Source organism: Alcaligenes sp. 1735tsa3, assembly GCF_024134565.1.
Classification (GTDB): domain Bacteria; phylum Pseudomonadota; class Gammaproteobacteria; order Burkholderiales; family Burkholderiaceae_B; genus Alcaligenes; species Alcaligenes phenolicus.
This window is the reverse complement of record NZ_CP099862.1, coordinates 1,952,890-1,971,837: the sequence shown is the minus strand read 5'-3', so window position 1 is coordinate 1,971,837 and position 18,948 is coordinate 1,952,890. Positions and strand designations below refer to the sequence as shown.

At 55.4% G+C, this 18,948-nt stretch carries 18 protein-coding genes; 1 reads left to right on the top strand and 17 read right to left on the bottom strand.

Features of this window, described 5'->3' with window-relative positions:
• Positions 1–6: 6 nt before the first annotated feature.
• From sufB to NIZ92_RS09125, 4 genes are all read right to left on the bottom strand, one after another.
• Positions 7–1,455: a Fe-S cluster assembly protein SufB gene (gene sufB, locus NIZ92_RS09140; protein ID WP_009454374.1), complete on the bottom strand. Its 1,449-nt coding sequence runs from the start codon at positions 1,453–1,455 to the stop codon at positions 7–9.
• Positions 1,452–1,946, bottom strand: a complete 495-nt coding sequence (locus NIZ92_RS09135; RefSeq protein ID WP_003800349.1) for an SUF system Fe-S cluster assembly regulator — start codon at positions 1,944–1,946, stop codon at positions 1,452–1,454. Before NIZ92_RS09135 ends, sufB begins: the two co-directional genes overlap by 4 nt.
• Positions 1,947–2,006: 60 nt before the next feature.
• Entirely contained in the window at positions 2,007–3,788 is a 1,782-nt protein-coding gene (locus tag NIZ92_RS09130; RefSeq protein ID WP_052159216.1) for an ABC transporter ATP-binding protein/permease, read from the bottom strand.
• A gap of 172 nt (positions 3,789–3,960) precedes the next feature.
• Positions 3,961–4,203: a hypothetical protein gene (locus NIZ92_RS09125; protein ID WP_035267655.1), complete on the bottom strand. Its 243-nt coding sequence runs from the start codon at positions 4,201–4,203 to the stop codon at positions 3,961–3,963.
• A gap of 69 nt (positions 4,204–4,272) precedes the next feature.
• Between NIZ92_RS09125 and NIZ92_RS09120 the strand changes: the two genes are divergently transcribed.
• The gene (locus NIZ92_RS09120) at positions 4,273–5,985 is read left to right on the top strand and encodes an anti-sigma factor (protein ID WP_254003135.1); all 1,713 of its coding nucleotides are present in this window, start codon (positions 4,273–4,275) and stop codon (positions 5,983–5,985) included.
• On the opposite strand, the gene NIZ92_RS09115 is transcribed toward NIZ92_RS09120, so the two are convergent.
• The 13 genes from NIZ92_RS09115 to ptsP form a co-directional block, all read right to left on the bottom strand.
• Positions 5,960–6,772 (bottom strand): ferritin-like domain-containing protein, encoded by an 813-nt coding sequence (locus NIZ92_RS09115; RefSeq protein ID WP_137430476.1) that lies wholly within the window; start codon positions 6,770–6,772, stop codon positions 5,960–5,962. The genes NIZ92_RS09120 and NIZ92_RS09115 overlap by 26 nt on opposite strands.
• 68 nt (positions 6,773–6,840) lie before the next feature.
• Positions 6,841–7,245: a MerR family transcriptional regulator gene (locus tag NIZ92_RS09110; RefSeq protein WP_003800357.1), complete on the bottom strand. Its 405-nt coding sequence runs from the start codon at positions 7,243–7,245 to the stop codon at positions 6,841–6,843.
• 77 nt (positions 7,246–7,322) lie between these two features.
• Positions 7,323–7,646: an integration host factor subunit alpha gene (locus NIZ92_RS09105; protein WP_009454385.1), complete on the bottom strand. Its 324-nt coding sequence runs from the start codon at positions 7,644–7,646 to the stop codon at positions 7,323–7,325.
• A gap of 9 nt (positions 7,647–7,655) precedes the next feature.
• Positions 7,656–10,061, bottom strand: a complete 2,406-nt coding sequence (gene pheT, locus NIZ92_RS09100) for a phenylalanine--tRNA ligase subunit beta (RefSeq protein WP_254003134.1) — start codon at positions 10,059–10,061, stop codon at positions 7,656–7,658.
• 77 nt (positions 10,062–10,138) lie between these two features.
• Positions 10,139–11,161 (bottom strand): phenylalanine--tRNA ligase subunit alpha, encoded by a 1,023-nt coding sequence (gene pheS / locus NIZ92_RS09095; protein WP_009454388.1) that lies wholly within the window; start codon positions 11,159–11,161, stop codon positions 10,139–10,141.
• Positions 11,162–11,231: 70 nt separating this feature from the next.
• Positions 11,232–11,591: a 50S ribosomal protein L20 gene (gene rplT, locus NIZ92_RS09090; protein WP_009454390.1), complete on the bottom strand. Its 360-nt coding sequence runs from the start codon at positions 11,589–11,591 to the stop codon at positions 11,232–11,234.
• 16 nt (positions 11,592–11,607) lie between these two features.
• Positions 11,608–11,805, bottom strand: a complete 198-nt coding sequence (gene rpmI / locus NIZ92_RS09085) for a 50S ribosomal protein L35 (RefSeq protein WP_003800367.1) — start codon at positions 11,803–11,805, stop codon at positions 11,608–11,610.
• A 538-nt stretch (positions 11,806–12,343) separates the two neighbouring features.
• Positions 12,344–13,867, bottom strand: a complete 1,524-nt coding sequence (locus tag NIZ92_RS09080; protein ID WP_254003133.1) for a YifB family Mg chelatase-like AAA ATPase — start codon at positions 13,865–13,867, stop codon at positions 12,344–12,346.
• A gap of 107 nt (positions 13,868–13,974) precedes the next feature.
• The gene (locus NIZ92_RS09075) at positions 13,975–14,652 is read right to left on the bottom strand and encodes a pentapeptide repeat-containing protein (protein WP_254003132.1); all 678 of its coding nucleotides are present in this window, start codon (positions 14,650–14,652) and stop codon (positions 13,975–13,977) included.
• Between the two features lie 93 nt (positions 14,653–14,745).
• The gene (locus NIZ92_RS09070) at positions 14,746–15,900 is read right to left on the bottom strand and encodes a CynX/NimT family MFS transporter (protein ID WP_266108686.1); all 1,155 of its coding nucleotides are present in this window, start codon (positions 15,898–15,900) and stop codon (positions 14,746–14,748) included.
• Positions 15,901–15,987: 87 nt separating this feature from the next.
• Complete coding sequence (locus NIZ92_RS09065) at positions 15,988–16,275, bottom strand: accessory factor UbiK family protein (protein WP_254003131.1); 288 nt, start codon at positions 16,273–16,275, stop codon at positions 15,988–15,990.
• Between the two features lie 106 nt (positions 16,276–16,381).
• Positions 16,382–16,867 carry a hypothetical protein gene (locus NIZ92_RS09060; protein ID WP_254003130.1) on the bottom strand — a complete coding sequence of 162 codons (486 nt, stop codon included), beginning with the start codon at positions 16,865–16,867 and terminating at the stop codon, positions 16,382–16,384.
• A gap of 318 nt (positions 16,868–17,185) precedes the next feature.
• A complete protein-coding gene (gene ptsP / locus NIZ92_RS09055; protein WP_170978612.1) occupies positions 17,186–18,898 on the bottom strand; it encodes a phosphoenolpyruvate--protein phosphotransferase in 1,713 nt (570 codons plus the stop codon).
• Positions 18,899–18,948: the final 50 nt, after the last annotated feature.

The following is an 18,948-nucleotide window of genomic DNA, read 5'->3' as shown; positions in this document are numbered from 1 at the left end:
TTCTCCTTAACCTACACTGCCTTCCAAGCTGACGCCGAGCAAATTCTGTGCTTCGACCGCAAACTCCATGGGCAATTCTTTAATCACTTCTTTACAAAAGCCGTTCACGATCATGGAGACGGCATCTTCGGCAGTCAGGCCGCGCTGCATGGCGTAAAAGAGCTGGTCCTCGCCAATGCGCGAAGCGGTTGCTTCATGTTCCACACTGGCGCTGGGGTTCTGCACTTCCATGGTTGGGAAGGTGTGTGCAGCACAGCGCTTGCCGATCAGCAGCGAATCACACTGGGTGTAATTGCGGGCGTTTTCTGCCTTGGGGGTAATACGAACCAGGCCGCGATAGGTATTGATACCTTGGCCCGCCGAAATCCCCTTGGAGATAATCGTGCTGCGGGTATTGCGACCCATATGAATCATCTTGGTGCCGGTATCGGCTTGCTGGCGGTGGTTGCTCAGGGCGACCGAGTAGAACTCGCCTTGGGAATCATCGCCGCGCAGCACCACGCTGGGGTATTTCCAGGTGATGGCCGAGCCAGTTTCAACCTGCGTCCAGGAGATGTGCGAACGTGCGCCACGGCATTCGCCACGCTTGGTGACGAAGTTGTAAATACCGCCTACGCCGTCTTTATCGCCGGGGTACCAGTTTTGCACGGTGGAGTACTTGATCTTGGCGTCGTCCAAGGCGACCAGTTCCACGACCGCTGCGTGCAACTGGTTTTCATCGCGCATCGGCGCCGTACAGCCTTCCAGATAGCTGACCGAAGCGCCCTCTTCCGCAATAATCAAGGTGCGCTCGAACTGACCAGTGTCGCGGGCATTGATACGGAAGTAGGTGGACAGCTCCATCGGACAGCGTACGCCTTTGGGGATGAACACAAAGGAGCCATCGGAGAACACGGCCGAGTTCAGGGCGGCATAGAAGTTGTCGCTAGGAGGGACAACCGTACCCAGATACTTTTTCACCAGTTCCGGATATTCACGCACGGCCTCGGAAAAGGAACAGAAGATCACGCCCACTTCTTCCAGCTCTTTGCGGAAGGTGGTGGCCACCGAGACCGAGTCAAACACGGCGTCAACCGCCACACCGGCCAGACGCGCGCGCTCGTGCAAAGGCACACCCAGTTTTTCATAGGTGCGCAGCAATTCAGGATCCACCTCGTCCAGGCTCTTGGGGCCGTCGGCCTTGCTCTTGGGCGCGGAGTAGTAGCTGATGTCCTGGAAGTCGATAGGTGGATATTCCACAATCGACCACTTGGGATACTTCATGGTCAGCCACTGGCGGTAAGCAGCCAGGCGCCATTCCAGCATGAACTCCGGTTCGCGTTTTTTCGCGGACAGGAAACGGATGACGTCTTCGTTCAGACCTTTCGGTATGGTTTCAGACTCGATGTCGGTGACAAAGCCTGCCTCGTAATCACGATCGAGGAAGGTGTCCAGATGTTCGTTGACGGTACTCATTCGGTTAACTCCACGTTGGAGGTGTTCGCCTTGTTTCTGTTTTTCAATTCGGGACCCGGCTTGTGTGTCAGGGGAAATTCGTTAACGGGCACGCGTATCATGTCTGCAACACTGACCTCTTCCAAGGTGCGTCGGACAATATCGTTGATACGCTGCCAATTACTGCGTATATGGCAATCTGACTCCACGGAACAGGCTCCAGGAGTAGCTACACATTCAGTCAAGCCAAAGGGCTGATCTTCCAGTGCATCAATAATCTGCGCTACACTTATCTGTTTGGCGGGGCGGCCCAACACATACCCTCCGCGTGCGCCTCGGCTGCTGATGACCAGCTCGTGCTGGCCCAGCAGTTTAAGCACCTTGCTGACAGTCGGTTGGCCCAAACCCAGGATGGCGGCCAAGTCAGACGCACTGAACACACGGTCTGGATCTCCAGCCATGTGTGTCAGCACCAAAGTGCCGTAATCAATGATTTTACTGATTCGCAGCATTCCTTCTCTCTGAACAGGTCGTAGAGCCATATAGTACCGCTTTGGTACTATATGGTCAAATTATCCCTCCAGACTTTGCTGGATATTCCACATCCGGGCATAGGCGCCATCCAGGGCTAAAAGCTCGCTGTGCGTGCCCTGCTCCACGATCTGTCCGCGCTCCAGAACCAGAATCAAATCCGCGTCCGTAATCGTGGATAGACGGTGAGCAATGATCAAGGTGGTGCGGTCGCGGGCAATCTCGTTCAACTCCGCCTGAATCGCCCGTTCCGTACGTGTGTCCAGCGCACTGGTAGCTTCGTCCAGAATCAGCACCGGCGGGTTCTTCAGCAAGGTACGGGCAATAGCCACGCGCTGCTTTTCGCCCCCGGACAACTTCAAGCCGCGTTCACCCACGATGGTCTCGTAACCATCGGGCAGACTTTCGATGAAGTCGTGGATACTGGCGGCCCGTGCTGCTGCCACGATCTGCTCTTTACTGGCCTCAGGACGGCCATACGCAATATTGTGCAAAATCGTATCGTTGAACAGGACCGTATCCTGGGGAACGATACCGATATGACGGCGCAAGCTCTCTTGCGTCCATTCGCGCAGCTCGCGCTCATTGAACAGGATGCGGCCTTCCGTCACATCGTAGAAACGAAACAAAAGACGCGACAAGGTGGATTTACCTGCGCCCGAAGAACCCACCACCGCTACCGTCTTGCCGGCGGGGATCTCGAAACTCAGGTTTTGAATGACTTTGCGACGGCTGTCATAGGCAAAGCTGACGTTCTCGAAACGCACACCCGCCTGCTCACAGGACAAGACCTGGGCATCCGGTGCATCTTTCACCTCTTGCTTGCGACGCAACAAGGAGAACAGGCGCTCCATATCAGCCAGTGAATTCTTGATTTCGCGGTAAACAAAACCCAGAAAGTTCAAAGGCGCATAAAGCTGAGTCAGGAAGGCAGACACCAGCACAACATCACCCACCGTCATGGTTCCGGCCAGCACACCTTGCGCCGACATGAACAGCAAGGCCGTCACCCCAACACTGATAATCGAGGCCTGACCAATATTGAGCAGGTTCAGCGATACCTGATTACGCACGGCAGCCTGGACCCACTGGCCCATATTCTGATCGTAGCGATTGATCTCGTAATCCTCGTTACCGAAGTATTTGACTGTCTCGTAATTGAGCAAGGCATCAATCGCGCGAGAGTTGGCACGACTGTCTAAGTCGTTCATGGCTCGCCGATAACGCATGCGCCGCTCAGTCACCAGCAAGGTGAACACAATATAGGCCGCAATCGTCCCCAAGGTCACCGCCGCGAAGGCCCAGTCGTATCGCCAGAGCAAGATGCCACAGACCAGAGCTATTTCCAGCAAGGTTGGCAAAATATTGAAGACCAGGAAATTCAGCAGAAAGCTAACGCCTTTGGTGCCCCGTTCAATATCCCGGCTCAAGCCACCTGTCTGGCGTTCGGTATGAAAGCGCAAGGACAGATCCAGCAGGTGCCGAAAGACGTGGTTCGCAATCAGCCGCACCGACCCTTGCGTGACTCGCGCAAACAGGGCATCCCGTATTTCACCAAAAGCGCTGGAGGCCAGACGTACGGCTCCATATCCCAACAAGGCGGCTACCGGCAGCATCAAAGCCGTAGCGGGCAGGCTCAACGCATCGATTACCTGCTTCAGGTAGATCGGCATCATCACGGTGGCGACTTTTGCCAGCAGCAAACAGGACAAAGCCAAGACCACGCGAGTCTTGAATCGCCAAACGTAAGGAAATAAGGATTTCAGGGTGCTCAGACCACCGGAGACACCATCAAGCACTTCAGGACGAGGAGGCACACGCAATAGGTCCGTGTTCAACAGCACAAAGCCGAAAAACCGCGGACAGCTTAAAAATAAGTTGCAGCACAACGCTGGAATCAAGGCAGGACAAGCAGACTATGCTTTCCACTGGCAGGCAGGCCCTGCCATGTCCTTGATGCGAATACAGAAATGAGGTTCTATGCCTGGGAAATTATCAAAACTGCCAGGCAGCACATAACGAATAAGTATAGCCTTTTGAGCTGCTTATCCCTGCCAAGACCCTGCCGTCGGCGTGCTTGTTTGGCAGATTATTGACCTGCAAACCACAGTCACACGAATAAGGGACCTGACCAGCAAGTATCCAGTGCTGAAAATCGGGAAATTCACGGCTTGTCACTGCAAAGAAAATGCTGGCAATCCAGCACTTTGTTACCTTCAAGCCTTCAACGAAAGGCATACAATACCTGCTTGTCTGAAACTGGCGCAGACACAGTAAAAATAGCGCCCGATACCAGACATCTGGCTCATGAATCCCTTTACCGTGCAAAATCCATCCATGCCGTCTTCTTCTTTTTCGTATTCTTCTTCCCTGGACCAGTTAGCCGCACAGGACAGCCAGGCGCTGGATGTGCTGTACGACCAGGAAGCCCCCTTGATGCTGGCTTTGGGCCAGGCCGTATTGGGCCGCCGCATTGATGCCGAAGAGGTTCTGCGCGATAGCTTTGTTTTGTTATGGAAGAACGCTGCCGGCTATGACCCCGATTTAGGCGAAGGGCGCGCCTGGATTTACAGCATTCTGCGGTTCAGGCTACTGGCTCGCCTGCGTCAACGCGCGCAAAGCGGCGATAGCAGCTACGCCCTGCCTGCCATCAAGCCGCAAGCCGGCCAGCGTTTCATCCCTGCCATGGGCAAGCTGGATGGCACCAGCCAACGCGCCATGATCCATGCCTATCTGCACGGCAATAGTTACGAACAGTTGGGCCCTCAGCTAAACCGCTCCCCCGCACAATTGCGCGCTGTGGTCCAACATGGCTTGCAACAGCTCAGTCCCCTGATCAATGAAGGCAACGCCAACGATCCACGCCATGCAGTGATGATTGGCGAATATACCTTGGGGCTACTCAGCCAGCATGAACTGGTCCAAGCCCACACCCTGATGCAGCAAAATGATCAGGCAGCGCGTCTGGCATTGGCTTGGGAGCAAGCGTGGCTGGAACTGGTGGACTGCCTGACCCCAACAGTGCCTGCCCCCACCAGCCTGGCTCATATTCACCATACCCTGGGCTTGCCTCCGCCAGCTGCACGTCGTCAGACTGGGAACACAAGCAGTCCGGCTGCTGAAGCCCCCAAATCGGCAAGCACTGGCAACGCCAGCACAAGCGCTCCAGTTAACAAAGCGGAGCGCCAGGAACCCAGTATCAAGACCAGTACTTCGGCAGACCAAGACACTAAAACGGAAGCTGCCACTCGCACTGAGCCTCGCTGGTCCGTCAACAGTTCGAACGACAAGGCTGACGATCACACACCGCCTTTCCCCACTTTACTGCGTGCAGACTCCGACCCAGCTACCAAAGCAGCTGCTGTCACAGCCGAAGCAGCGCCGACAGCACCAGCCAAGGTCGCCGACAAGAAAAAGCCCGCCAAAAGCGAGCCTGAGTCAGTCCCGGTAGAGAAAAAACGCAAACCCGAACCTGTTGATGGCGAACGCAAGTCCCGTGGCTTTGCCATGCCCATGCCTGTTTTGTGGGGCGGCTTGGCTGCGGTCGTGATTCTGGGCCTGGTGATTGCCCTGCTCATGAACATGAACTCGGAACCGCCTGTCAACGTCATTGAGATGAAGCCACGTCAGGCAGCCATCCTGCAGGCCCCTGGCCAATCCTCTACTCCGGCCTGGATTGCGACGGTAGACCCACAAGGCAATGTCCTGCTGGTGCCCAAGGTCAGTACCGAAGTCAAAGCAACGCAGTCAGTACAGCTGTGGACACACACACCACGCGGCACGCAAGTTCGTTCATTGGGTTTGATTGATCCTAATCGCCCCATCACCGTACCCGCGGCTTTGATCGGCACCGTGGAAGATGAGCAGATATTTGAGATGACGCTGGAAACCGAAGGCGGCTCCAATAGTGGTGCACCGGAAGGCCCCGTTCTGTACATTGGTCGCATTGTGAGCTTTGGGCAGCTGGATAACCTGCCCAAGCCCAACACGGAAGCTAGCTCGTCGGCAACCCGCTCTTAAAAGCGGCATCCAGCCGTTCCAGCTCGTCGATTTCCTCGGCAGTGAAGCCCGCCTCCAGGCGGGCTTCGCGATTAAAGGGGCCGCGCAAACGCGGTGCGCGATAGCGCAGAGCCAACTCACCATACGTATCAAAGTCGGGCAAACCTTGTTCCTGGCAGACTTTGCGATACCAGTAATTTCCCAACGCTACATGCCCGACCTCATCGCGCAAGATGATGGCAATAATCGCGGCGGCTTTTTCATCACCAGCATCCAGCAACTTCTTATGCACCAGGGGGCAGGCATCCAGCCCCCGTGCTTCCAGAGTACGCGGCACCAAAGCCATACGCGCCAGCAGATCAAAGCGTGTTCGCTCTGCCATCTCCCACAAGCCGTCATGGACAGGCAAATCCCCATAGCGGACACCCAGCGTTTGAAGATGATCGCTCAGCAGCTCAAAGTGCAAAGCCTCCTCCACCGCCACCTGTAACCAGCCTGCATAGAATGCGTCGGGCAAACCGGGATAACGCCACAACACATCCAAGGCCAGATTGATGGCATTGAACTCAATATGAGCCAAGGAATGCAATAAGGCTGCTCGCCCCTGGGGCGTACGCACGGACCGCTTGGGCACATGCTGAGGGCTCACAAAACGCAAACCCTCGGGCCGTCCCGGTACGCCGGGCGGCTCTTCCAAATGCTCATCTGCCCCTACGGGCAAGCCATGGGCAATTGCTCGTACTGCTGCCAGCTTGGCAGCCGGCTCTTGTACTAACAAGGCCTGTAGAGCCTGACTACGTAAGTTCACTGCTAATCCCTTCCATGAAAAAAGGCCGGCACCAAGGCCGACCTTCGTTCCTGCTTAGCAACCCCGGATTACTGAGCCGAGCCAGGATCCGTCATTGCCAAGGCTTGATCCAGCATTGCCTGGATCTGACCCAAGTTGGTGCGCAAGGCCTGCATCTCCTGACCGGTCAGACGCACAGCGGCTTCCTGGTCAAAAGGCATATCCGGACCATCGCCCAGACGATTGCGCGCACCACTGATCGTAAAGCCTTCGTCGTACAGCAAACCGCGAATCCGGCGTATCAGCAGCACCTCATGGTGCTGGTAATAACGTCGGTTACCGCGTCGCTTGACGGGCTTTAACTGCGTAAACTCCTGCTCCCAATAACGCAGGACGTGGGGCTTGACCAAGCAAAGCTCGCTGACTTCACCGATGGTGAAATACCGCTTGGCAGGGATAGGTGGCAAGGTCGCCGTCTTTTCGTTTGTGCTCATGGCCACTGATGCTCATCGACAATAGGAGTGATTTTACACGTTCAGTCAGGCAAAACTGTACGCAAACGTACCAGGCTTCAGTCCTGGTCATCCTCGGGTGCCACTGGCGCCCCTTCGACTACACTTTTGAGCTTCTGACTGGCGTGGAATGTCACCACGCGTCGCGCCGAAATCGGGATGACTTCACCCGTTTTGGGGTTGCGACCAGGACGCGGGGGTTTGTCCCGAACCTGGAAATTACCGAAACCGGACAACTTGACCTCGACACCATCGGCCAGGGAATCGCGGATCTCTGCAAAGAAAGTATCCACAATATCTTTGGCTTCGCGTTTATTCAAGCCAACACGTTCAAACAAGAGTTCAGCCAGATCAGCCTTGGTCAGAGTACGCTCTACGTTCATTGTGTCTCCTTATGCTCGTGCCCGTGCGCCATGCGCAGACACCAGTGCCGCCAACAATGCTTCCAGGCATTGCTCGACGCGTTCATCGTCCAGCGTGCTTGCGCTGTCTTGCAGCCAGAATCGAATCGCCAGACTCTTTTCCGATGCATCGTTCTTGTCGCGCCAGACGTCAAACAACTGAATATCTTTGACGATAGCCGCTTGCGCTGCCGTGCTGCGCACCTGGTTCAGTGTATCCAGCACAGCTTGATAGGATACGTCCTTATCCAGCCAAACCGCTAGATCTCGTTGCACAACGGGTTGCTTGGATACTTCCTGAGCGTGTACCACTTCGTCGTGAGAGATGGCATCAACGTCCACCTCAAAGACGACCGGCGCTTGATTCAAACCAAATTCGCTCAACCACTGAGGATGGATTTCACCGATCCAGCCTATGGTTTTACCATCCAGTTTCACACTGGCGCTACGGCCTGGGTGCAAGGCCGGGTGAGCTTCAGGCTCGAAACGGACTTGAGCAGCACGTTGGCCCAGCAAAGTTTCCAGATCGCGCTTGACGTCAAAGAAGTCGACAAGACGATCGGGCTGTCCCCACTGCTCGGTCACAACAGGGCCCCAGGCTGCGGCCGCAATGCGGTTGGGCTGATGGATACCGGCCACGGTCAACGGACCATTTTCTTGAGAGGCATCGCGCATGAAGACGCGGCCAAACTCGAACACACGCACGCGCGACTGACGGCGGTTGGCGTTGCGTTCAATATTGGCCAGCAGACCCGGAATCAGGCTGGTACGCATCACCGCCAACTGGCTGGCAATGGGGTTCAACAAACGGATAGGGTCAGCCTGTCCGTTAATATCTTTTTCCCAGGACTCTTGCACAAAGGAGAAGTTGATCACTTCCTGGTAGTCCTGGGCGGCCAATACAGCGCGCAAGGCGTGCGGACCACGCAAGGACTCGACTGGCACACGCATTTGTGCAGCAGCGACCGGAGGCAGATCAGGAATATTTTCAAAACCGTAGATACGGGCAACTTCCTCGATCAGGTCTTCTTCAATCGTCAAATCGAAACGGAAGCTGGGAGGATTGACCGTAAAGACTTCGTCAGCCACCGAGAAGTCCAGGCCCAGCAGGGTGAAGATGCTCTCCACCTGCTTTTGATCCAGAGGAATACCCAGAACACGGCGGCAACGATCCAGGCGCATGGCAACGGGCTTGCGCTCGGGCAAGGCCACAACCTGGTCATCCATAGGCCCCGCTTGGCCGCCGCAGATTTCCAGGATCAGCGCTGTGGTGCGTTCCAGATGCTGGGTAATGGAGTCGAAGTCCACGCCACGCTCGAAACGGTGGCTGGCGTCGGAAGAAAACTTGTAGCGACGGGCACGGCCCATGATGGCTTCTGGCCACCAGAAAGCGCCTTCCAGATACACATCCGTCGTATCCAGTGTGACGGCACTTTGTTCGCCGCCCATGATACCGGCCATGCTTTGCGGCACATCGTTAACCGCAATCACACCCACATCGGTATCCAGCTCGACATTCAAACCGCTCAGCAGCTCCAGCGTCTCGCCTTTACGTGCCCAACGCACTTCCAGACCAGCCTGTACGTGCTGCAAATCGAACACGTGCGTAGGACGGCCCAGTTCCAGCATGACGTAATTGGAGATGTCCACCAATGCGGAGATCGAACGCTGGCCGCTACGCTCCAGACGAGTTTTCATCCAGTCCGGGGTTTTTGCACGCGCATTGACGCCACGAATCACACGGCCGGCAAAACGGCCGCACAGATCAGCGTCTTTCACGGTAACGGAAACGCGATCTTCAATCGTGACAGGAACAGGTGTGAAGTCTGGCAGTGTCAGTGGTTCGCCCGTCAGAGCGGCCACTTCACGCGCCACGCCCAGCACGGACAGGCAGTCCGCACGGTTAGGCGTCAATTTCAATTCGATAATCTGGTCGTCCAGATCCAGCAGTTCACGCAGGCTTTGGCCTACCGGCGCGTCTGCATCCAGCACCAGCAAACCATCGTGATCTTGCGACAGACCCAACTCGCGACCCGAGCACAACATGCCGGCGGACTCCACGCCACGCATTTTGACCGGGCCGATTTTCATGCCACCGGGCAGCTCTGCGCCAACACGGGCGACCGGGATCTTGATGCCTTGAGCCGCATTGGGCGCACCGCACACAATCTGCAGCAGCTTGCCCGAGCCGTCATCGACCTGGCAAACGCGCAGGCGGTCAGCGTCGGGATGGGGGGCAATTTCAGCGATGAAGCCAACGACAACATGCTCAAAAGCAGGCGCAGCAGCTTGAATTTCTTCAACCTCCAAGCCAGCCATCGTCAGTTGATGACCCAGTTCTTCAGTTCCCAGTTTGGGATTCACAAAGCGGCGCAGCCACGATTCGGAAAATAACATGATGCAAAGATGGAGACGTAAAACGGCGTATACCGGAACCGACCGGGCCTAAAAGGCCCAGCGGCGCGAAGTAGGAATCAACGATTGAACTGCTTCAGAAAGCGCAGATCGCCTTCAAAGAACTGGCGCAAATCGTTAACACCATAGCGCAACATAGTCAGGCGCTCCAGTCCGGAACCAAAGGCGAAACCGATGTAACGCTCTGGGTCCAAACCGAAATTGCGCACCACTTGCGGGTGAACCTGCCCGGAGCCGGAGATCTCCAGCCAACGGCCCTTGTTGGGGCCGGAGGAGAACATCATGTCAATCTCGGCGGATGGCTCGGTAAAGGGGAAGAAAGAAGGTCGAAAGCGCACGACCAGATCGTCGCTTTCAAAGAAGGCGCGCAGAAAGTTCGTGTAAACGCCTTTCAGATCGGCAAAGGAAATATCCTCGGCAATCCACAGCCCTTCCACCTGGTGGAACATGGGCGAGTGGGTGGCATCACTATCGACACGATAGGTGCGGCCGGGAGCAATAACCTTGATAGGGGCCTTGTTCATGCGTGCATAACGCACCTGCATGGGACTGGTGTGCGTGCGCAGCAAATAGGGCAAACCCTGCTCGTCGTTCATATCGATATAGAACGTGTCTTGCATCGAACGAGCCGGATGATTCTCTGGATTGTTCAGAGCGGTAAAATTTGTCCAGTCATTTTCGATTTCAGGGCCGTCAGCCACATCGAAACCGATAGAGCGGAAAATGGCTTCAACACGCTGCCAGGTCTGGATCACCGGGTGAATACCACCGGTGCCACGACCACGGCCGGGCAAAGTCACATCAATTTGTTCTTGAGCCAGTCGCTGGTTCAATTGTTCTGCCGCCAGGGCAGCACGACGATCGTTTAGCAGATCTTCAATTTCGCGCTTGAGCACGTTGATGCTGGCACCGGCTGCTTTTTTCTGCTCCGGCTCCATCTGGGCAAGGCCTTTCATCAAGGCAGTGATGGCACCTTGTTTGCCCAAAAATCGAGCTTTAGCGTTTTCCAGCGAAGCGGCGTCCTGAGACTGCTCAAATAAGGCCCGAGCCTGGGCAATCAGATCGTCGTGGGAGGAAGTCATGGCGTGTTACTTTCCAAAAACAAACGGAGCCCCAAAGGCCCCGTTTGTGAACTATACAGTCAGATACCGCTTAAGCAGCCAGAGCGTTCTTAGCCTGTGCAACAACAGCAGCAAAACCTGCCTTGTCTTTAACAGCCAAGTCAGCCAGAACCTTACGGTCCAAAGCGATGGAGGCTTTGTTCAGGCCGGCGATAAACTGGCTGTAGCTCATATCCAGTTCGCGGCAAGCTGCGTTGATACGGGTAATCCACAGCGAGCGGAATACACGTTTCTTGTTACGGCGGTCACGGTAGGCGTACTGACCTGCCTTCATGACAGCCTGTTTGGCTATACGGAATACATTACCGCGACGGCCGCGAAAACCTTTGGCCTGGGCAATTACTTTCTTGTGGCGTGCGCGTGCGTTAACACCGCGTTTTACTCGTGACATGTTCGATTCTCCCTAATCAAGCGAAAGGCATCATTGCTTTTACGGAAGCGACGTCGGCTTTATGAACCTCGACGGCACCGCGCAACTGACGTTTGTTCTTGGTCGTCTTCTTGGTCAGAATGTGACGTTTGAACGCTTGGCCCCGCTTGATGGAACCGCTACCACGAACCACAAAGCGCTTGGAGGCGCTTTTTTTGGTTTTCATTTTAGGCATGAAATTACTCGACTAATTTGTGTCTGCGGGTGGTCGCCTAGGAAGCTGGCGGACACTTGTATGACCCAAAACAGGCACTTATTTTTTTCTTTGCCCGCTGCCAGAACAGATCCAAACAGGGGAAAAGCTCTTGATTATAGGGTGATTCCTGAAGGATTGTCCAGATATCAAAGGGATTTTTTGCAGTTATGGCGTTGTTCGCCAGCCAATCAGGAACACAAGAAACCGTGGCCCCGTTTGGATACCCTCCAGCGCGTATGATCTGGTCAATCTTCGAGCCTAGCCATGTCAAGATCAGGCAGCAAGTTATCAATAGGATGGGTGAAAACATCGGCACCCTATCTTGCTGGTAGCCGATAACACCAAAATACTCGCCCCCCCTATCAGGCGAAGGCGCGCAATTTCATACGTAGGCTGACAGTCTAGGCAAACGACACACAGGCCCACCATGAAAGTCATGGCGCCTGTCGCCCTCAGCCTGCAGCCAGCCCAATCCTGCCAAACCTAGTAGCGACACCCGCCTTCTTCTTACCTCGATTCACGGCAATTCAGGCCGGAACTGCAATGCTTCCGCGATATGAGGCCTGGCAATCTGCTCTACTCCGGCCAGGTCAGCAATTGTCCGCGCTACCCGCAAGACCCTACCCTGCACTCGCTCTGACCAATGCCAGCGCTTGCGTGCACTGGCCAGTAGCTGCAAGGCCTCCGCAGACAAGCACCCATGTTCTTTCAAACCAGCCACTGACAGACGAGCATTTCGTACCGTCTGACGTGCCAACTGCCTCTCAATCGCCTCCTGTACCCGCAGCCTGACCTGACTGGATGCCTGCGCTGCTTGATCACGCTCCGGTTCGGACTCGATTAAGGTCACCAAAAGATCAATCCTGTCCAGCATCGGCCCCGATAGGCGCTGCCGATACAGCTCCCGTTGAGCAGGAGAACACCGACACGCCCGATGACGGCTCGCCGCCCAGCCACAGGGGCATGGGTTCATGGCAGCCACAAACTGAAACTGCGCCGGAAACACCGCTTGCTTCTGGGCACGAGAAATATGCACGCAGCCCTGTTCCAGCGGTTCGCGCAACGCCTCCAATGAACGCCGACTGAACTCAGGCAACTCATCCAGAAACAGTACGCCATGATGAGCCAGCGAAACCTCCCCCGGTCTTGGGCGGCTACCACCGCCAATCAAGGCAGGAGTAGACACACTATGATGTGGAGCACGAAAGGGGGGTCGCCTGCTAAAAAAGTCTTGTTCTTGCACAAAAGAATACAAGGCGGCTACTTCCAGCTGAGCGTATCGATCCAGATCTGGCAATAAACCCGGCAGACGTTGAGCCAGCATGGTCTTGCCCACACCCGGCGAGCCATTCAACAAAAGGCTATGGCCACCCGCAGCGGCCACCTCCAAAGCACGGCAAGCCAAAGGCTGCCCCAGCACGTCCGACAAGCAAAGTTGTGGGCCATCACTCCACTCTTCTGGCCACGACCTGGCCAATGCGGGTTCCAGCTCCTTGTCCCCTCGCAGATACCCCGCCGCCTCTGCCAAACTGGTAACCCCGTAGACCTGCAAGTCAGGAACATGGGCCGCCATTTCTGCACTCTGCGCAGGCAAAAGCAAACAAAGCTCCGGATGCCGACGCGCCATACCCAAGGCAATCGTTAGCGCACTCTGCACAGGAACCACGGCCCCTGTCAAAGACAACTCCCCGGCCATGACATAACGCTCCAGACCGGTGATCGCTTGCTCGCGCTGCTTATCATCCGGGCGGCTTAGCTGGCCGCTGGCCAATAAAATCGCCAAAGCTACGGGTAAATCAAAACGGCCCGAATCCTTGGGCAAATCGGCAGGAGCCAAATTGATTGTCAATCGGGCAGCGGGGAAATCGAAACCACTGGCCTGCAAGGCAGCCCGTATGCGCTCCCGGCTTTCACGAATACCAGCATCGGGCAAACCAACAATATGAAAGGCTGGCAATCCAGGAGCCACGTGCGCCTCGACACGCACGTCGATAAAATCCAGGCCCGACAAGGCACAACTGTTCAACACGGCCAAGGACATATGCCCTTCTCCCTTTCCAAGGCAAACATTCAGTCTGCCCATCGGGAGAAATAAGCTCCAGATGCCTGCCTTAAAACATCACTGCGTACTTGTACGGTCCCAGGGTTTTACTGAACCTGCACCCCCATGGAGCTGACCAGTTGAACTGCCTGCTCCACGGACAGGCAAGCTCCTTGGAAAGAGTTATTCAAGTCGTACAAGGTGATGCTGCCCAACTCCACACTGCGCAGGTCCGCCCCTTTGAAGTTCACCCCTCGCAAGCTGGCACCCCTCAAGCTGCCGCCGTCAAATACGGCATCCTGAAAATTGCAGCCGCCCAAGTCCGCATCGGAGAAATCCAGTTGCACCAGATTTTGCTTGCGGAAATTAATGGCGCGCAAGGTGGCACCGACCAACTTGCACTCACGCAGGCTCAGGTCCAAACCACGGGTTTCGTTGAAGATTGCCCCGCTCAACTTGGAATCCTCGATCTGCAAGGAAGCAATGTGAGTGCGTACCCACTTGCTCAAGTGCAGATCACAAGCACTAAAACGCGCCGAACTGAGATCTGCCAAGCTGAAATCTGCTTGACCCAACTTGCAACGCAGCCAGATCGTGTCTTGCAAATGTGCCCGTATCAATCGGGTATTCAAAAAGCTGCAGCCCGAAAACTGCGAACCATCCAGCTCCAGATCCGACAGATCCTCATCATCAAAACTGCAGTTCTCGAAACTCAAAGACTCATGGGAGGCGGCCAAAAGATCAACCAACTCATCTCTTGTGATCTGGACATTACTGACGAGCATGCGACTTTCCCTTCCAAAAAAGCTGAGCCAGCTTTATTGAGCTGGCTCTTTCATGATCTGTTTCATCTAATCCGGTACTGATCTGAGCAAGGCCTAACGGCCATTGGGCAGACCCAAATGCGACAAGCGCCAGGCAATGATCAAACCCAAAACGGCAAAACTAACCGTCGCGACCCAAGCCCACTGCCATCCACCCAACGCATGTACAACCGACGCCACAACAGGGGGGCCCACAAACTGGCCCAGTGAAGAACATTGCTGTACCCAGCCCACCGAGGTCGAGGTGGTCTCCGGCGAAGGTGCTGCCGTAACCGACAGGAAGAACAAGGTAGCTGGAATCAAGCCGCCCACAATCGAAAACAGCAGGATAGCGACAAATTGAACCACCAAGCTTTGTGTCAGCCCAAACGCAAGGACCGCACATGCGATCATGCCCAAGTAGCCTGCCTGCAGCAGCCTATGAGGTGGGATACCGGCATGCAAACAGCGCCCTGCCCCCAGATTACCTACGACATTCCCAGCAGCAATCAAGGCTGTCAGCAAACCGGCAGTGCCGACTGCTATCTGCGCCTGATTGTAAATAGTGGGCATGAAGCCCACGACTGCCGCCCATTGTGCCGCGTACACACCAAAGGCCAAAGCCAGCAACCAAACCCGGCCGGAGCGTAAAGTCGTGCGTAGCAGACTGGACCAACGGTGAGCAGAGGTATGCTGCGCCGCACTCCTGGTTTGAGTCTGAGAATCCGGTGGCACCAGAAGGAAGGTCAAAATCATGAAGATGGCCGTCAAGATACCCAGAACCACCCACAAGGTACGCCAGGAGCCGACTGCCAACCAGGCAGCGCCAGCCCACAGCATCAAGACCGCCCCGGCGGGCATATAACAGCCCCATAAACCCATGACTCGGCTCAACCGTGCCGTATCGGTAATGCGTTTGATCAAGGCCGGAATGGGCAGCACCACCATCAGAAAGCCACAGCCTTCTATCATGCGGCCCAGCAACACCAGCGTGCTATGTTCAAACAAGGAGCCGATTAACGAGGCCAGACTCAAAATACCCAGCCCCGTCAAAATGCAGCGACGCAGACCAATTTTCTCGGAGATCAGGCCTATGCATAGCCCCAGCAACATCCCGGCCATTTGCACACTGGCCAGCAGAAAACCTGACTGCACCAGGTCCATGCCCAGTTCGCGCTGCATAAAAGGCAAAGCCGGGGGTACTTTCCACACATGCAGTGCGGCGCACACCCCGGTCAAGACAAGAAAGACAGCAATAAAAAAGGGGCTGGCCGATTGTTTGCCCCCAGGCCTGGTGACCGTATTCAAATGAAGTGATCAGCCTTGGCTGCCCTCTTGAGCAGAGGTGTCACAATCTTGAGGAACAGGAGTTTGCCGCCCTTCCAAAGCTTGCAAACGTGTTTCCAGAGCCGCCACACGAGCCAGTGCGCGTTCCAGCATCAGCTTGTAGGTATCAAACTCTTCACGAGTAACCAGGTCCATACGGTTGAAGGCCTGACCCATAAAGGCTTTTACATTGCGCTCAATATCGGCAGCCGGACTTTTGGCGATCAGCTCCGAGACGTTTTTTTGCAGATCTTCCAGCCATTCGCTACGATTAATCATGGTCCTCTCCTGAAAATATTGACACTACCAGCAGTATAGAAAAAGCGGGTGCCAAAGGCACCCGCTTTTTGCATCTGGCCAGACAATCAGCCGAATTATTCAAACCTTAAGGTTTGGATTGCTCAGAAGGAACCGAAGATGGCGAGGAATCAACACCATTACCCAGCTTGTCCTGGATGGCTTTGTCAGCCTTGGCAGCGCCGTCTTTAATGGCATCGCCCGTACGGCTGGCAGCATCGGCTACTGCATCCTTGGCTTCACCAGCTTTTTCAGCGACTTTATCGCCAGCAGCCTTGGCATCTTCCTTCAAGGAGTTGGTATTTTCCTTGGCGTTTTCTTTCTGTTCCTCTGCTTCTTTTTTGACGTCGTCAGCAACTTTAGCGGCGTCCTGCTTCAGTTCTTCCGTTTTTTGCTCCAAGGACTTGTCAGCTTCGGGTGCGGGTGTAGTGGCAGGTGCTGTCGATTGTGGAGCAGCGACAGGAGCAGGTGGCGCGCTCGTAGCGGCTTTGTCGTCCTCTTTGGAACACGCAGCCAAAAGAGTCATCGAAGCAGCAGCGGCCATGACAGCAAAATGAGCACGAGTCAGTTTCATAAGATTTCCTTCCTACTATTCCAAGGTCGCTAGATAGAATGGGCCGATGCCTGGTGCGACTTCCGGCTCGGCCTTGGGTCTGTTACAACTCCCCTAAAAGCCATTCTATCGGTGCTGAGCACGCAGACCAATCTATTAGTGTAAATCCTGATTTCAATTATTCTGACGATATAGCTCAAGCTTCATGACAAACCCTTTAACAACAAGCACCTAGCGAGCGACCAGGTTCCGATAGGCTGTTACAAATGGAATCCCTCATAGGACTACAGCCGGGCTTTGTTACATATTTGCCAACTAAATTGGCCTGTTTTCAATTACTTAGGCGGCTAAGGTGGCCAGATCGATGCGCTCGGCACGGTTCAAGGCACTAGCCACTTTCACGCGCAAGGCATTGGAATGCGATAGACGCACTTCTTTTTTCACATCCAGCAGTTGCTGCGGATGCATGGAGAATTCTTTCAGGCCCAGCCCCAGCAACATGCGAGTCACCGACGCATCCCCCGCCATTTCCCCACAGACCGCCACCGGTTTGCCAGCACGATCAGCCGCGTTGATCGTGTGTGCAATCAAACGCAAAACAGCTGGGTGCATGGGGTCGTACAGGCTGGCAACCTCGGCATCGCCCCGGTCTACAGCCAGAACATATTGAATCAAGTCATTGGTGCCGATGGACAGAAAATCCAGTTCCTGTACAAAGGGCTCAATGGCGATGGCTATGGCGGGCACTTCCACCATGGCCCCCAACAAATAGTTGCGTGCGAATGGGGTACCGGATTTTTCCAGTTCCCGAGCTGCCGACTCAATAGCCTGACGACTGGCATGCACCTCGTTCATGGAGGAAATCATGGGGATCAAAATACGGATTTGTCCATGCAAGCTGGCACGCAACAAGGCGCGTAGCTGGGTGGCAAACATCTCGGGCTTGTCCAGACAGTAGCGAATTGCACGCAAGCCCAAGGCCGGGTTAGTCGCTACCGTAGCATCTCCATCCAGGGTTTTATCGGCCCCAATATCCAGTGTACGGATAGTGACGACCTTGCCCTTCATGGCTTTTACCACCCGGGAGTACGCTTCGTACTGTTCCTGCTCGGAAGGCAAATCCGTGCGTCCCATGAACAAAAACTCGCTGCGGAACAAGCCAATGCCATCGGCGCCAGCTTTCAAAGCCAGCTCCGCCTCCTCGGGAAGCTCGATATTGGCTTCCAGGCGGACGTTAATCCCATCCAGCGTCATCGCTGGCGCATCCAGCAACTCTTCCAGTTCGGCCCGTTCGCGACGATAGGCTTCCTGACGCTCCCGGTATTCGGCCAGCACTTGCTCGGACGGGTTCACAATTACCGCACCCGAGAAGCCGTCCACAATCAGAAAGTCGCCATCGCGTATCAGACTGCGGAAGCTGCCCAAACCCACCACAGCAGGAACACTCAAGCTGCGAGCCACAATCGCTGTATGCGAGGTGGGCCCACCCAAATCCGTCAGAAAACCGGCGAAATGACCACCGCGCAAGCGCAGCATATCTGCCGGGGAAATATCGCGTGCTACCACAATCAGCGGCTCTTCCTGAGCGGCTGAAAAACCAGGCAGCAAAGCAGGCTTGCCTGCCAGAACGCGCAATACGCGCTCGATGACCTGGCGGACATCAGCACCACGCTCGCGCAGGTATTCGTCTTCCATTTGGGAGAACTGCTCAACCAGCATCTGACCTTGCGAGGTCAGAGCCCATTCTGCGTTGTAGTGACGCTCGGCAATGATGGCGCAGGTTTGCTGCGTCAGCATGGGATCGTCCAGGAGCAGACTGTGCACCGTCAAGATAGGAGCAAGCTCGCGTGGCGCATCCACAGGCAACTGATCAACCATGGCTCGAAGTTCATCGCGAGTGCTAGCCATGGCGCTTAACAAGCGCTGGCTTTCAGAATCGACGTCTTCGGCGGCAATCCGGTAATGAGGGACTTCCAGTGCTGCTGCGCTCATTACCACGGCCTTGGCAATGGCGTACCCCTTACCGACTGCTTGGCCTTGAGCGGTAAACATCGCGGACAAATCAGACGCCGGGGTTCGAGCTGCAGCACTATTCATGACCA

What these genes read in the sequence shown, in the direction of transcription:
- NIZ92_RS09110 (WP_003800357.1), bottom strand. Translation starts at nt 7,245, where the DNA reads ATGAGCACAAACGAAAAGACGGCGACCTTGCCACCTATCCCTGCCAAG.
- sufB (WP_009454374.1), bottom strand. Translation starts at nt 1,455, where the DNA reads ATGAGTACCGTCAACGAACATCTGGACACCTTCCTCGATCGTGATTAC.
- rpmI (WP_003800367.1), bottom strand. Translation starts at nt 11,805, where the DNA reads ATGCCTAAAATGAAAACCAAAAAAAGCGCCTCCAAGCGCTTTGTGGTT.
- NIZ92_RS09080 (WP_254003133.1), bottom strand. Translation starts at nt 13,867, where the DNA reads ATGTCCTTGGCCGTGTTGAACAGTTGTGCCTTGTCGGGCCTGGATTTT.
- NIZ92_RS09105 (WP_009454385.1), bottom strand. Translation starts at nt 7,646, where the DNA reads ATGAACGTAGAGCGTACTCTGACCAAGGCTGATCTGGCTGAACTCTTG.
- NIZ92_RS09120 (WP_254003135.1), top strand. Translation starts at nt 4,273, where the DNA reads ATGAATCCCTTTACCGTGCAAAATCCATCCATGCCGTCTTCTTCTTTT.
- pheT (WP_254003134.1), bottom strand. Translation starts at nt 10,061, where the DNA reads ATGTTATTTTCCGAATCGTGGCTGCGCCGCTTTGTGAATCCCAAACTG.
- ptsP (WP_170978612.1), bottom strand. Translation starts at nt 18,898, where the DNA reads ATGTTTACCGCTCAAGGCCAAGCAGTCGGTAAGGGGTACGCCATTGCC.
- NIZ92_RS09135 (WP_003800349.1), bottom strand. Translation starts at nt 1,946, where the DNA reads ATGCTGCGAATCAGTAAAATCATTGATTACGGCACTTTGGTGCTGACA.
- pheS (WP_009454388.1), bottom strand. Translation starts at nt 11,161, where the DNA reads ATGACTTCCTCCCACGACGATCTGATTGCCCAGGCTCGGGCCTTATTT.
- rplT (WP_009454390.1), bottom strand. Translation starts at nt 11,591, where the DNA reads ATGTCACGAGTAAAACGCGGTGTTAACGCACGCGCACGCCACAAGAAA.
- NIZ92_RS09075 (WP_254003132.1), bottom strand. Translation starts at nt 14,652, where the DNA reads ATGCTCGTCAGTAATGTCCAGATCACAAGAGATGAGTTGGTTGATCTT.
- NIZ92_RS09065 (WP_254003131.1), bottom strand. Translation starts at nt 16,275, where the DNA reads ATGATTAATCGTAGCGAATGGCTGGAAGATCTGCAAAAAAACGTCTCG.
- NIZ92_RS09125 (WP_035267655.1), bottom strand. Translation starts at nt 4,203, where the DNA reads ATGCCTTTCGTTGAAGGCTTGAAGGTAACAAAGTGCTGGATTGCCAGC.
- NIZ92_RS09060 (WP_254003130.1), bottom strand. Translation starts at nt 16,867, where the DNA reads ATGAAACTGACTCGTGCTCATTTTGCTGTCATGGCCGCTGCTGCTTCG.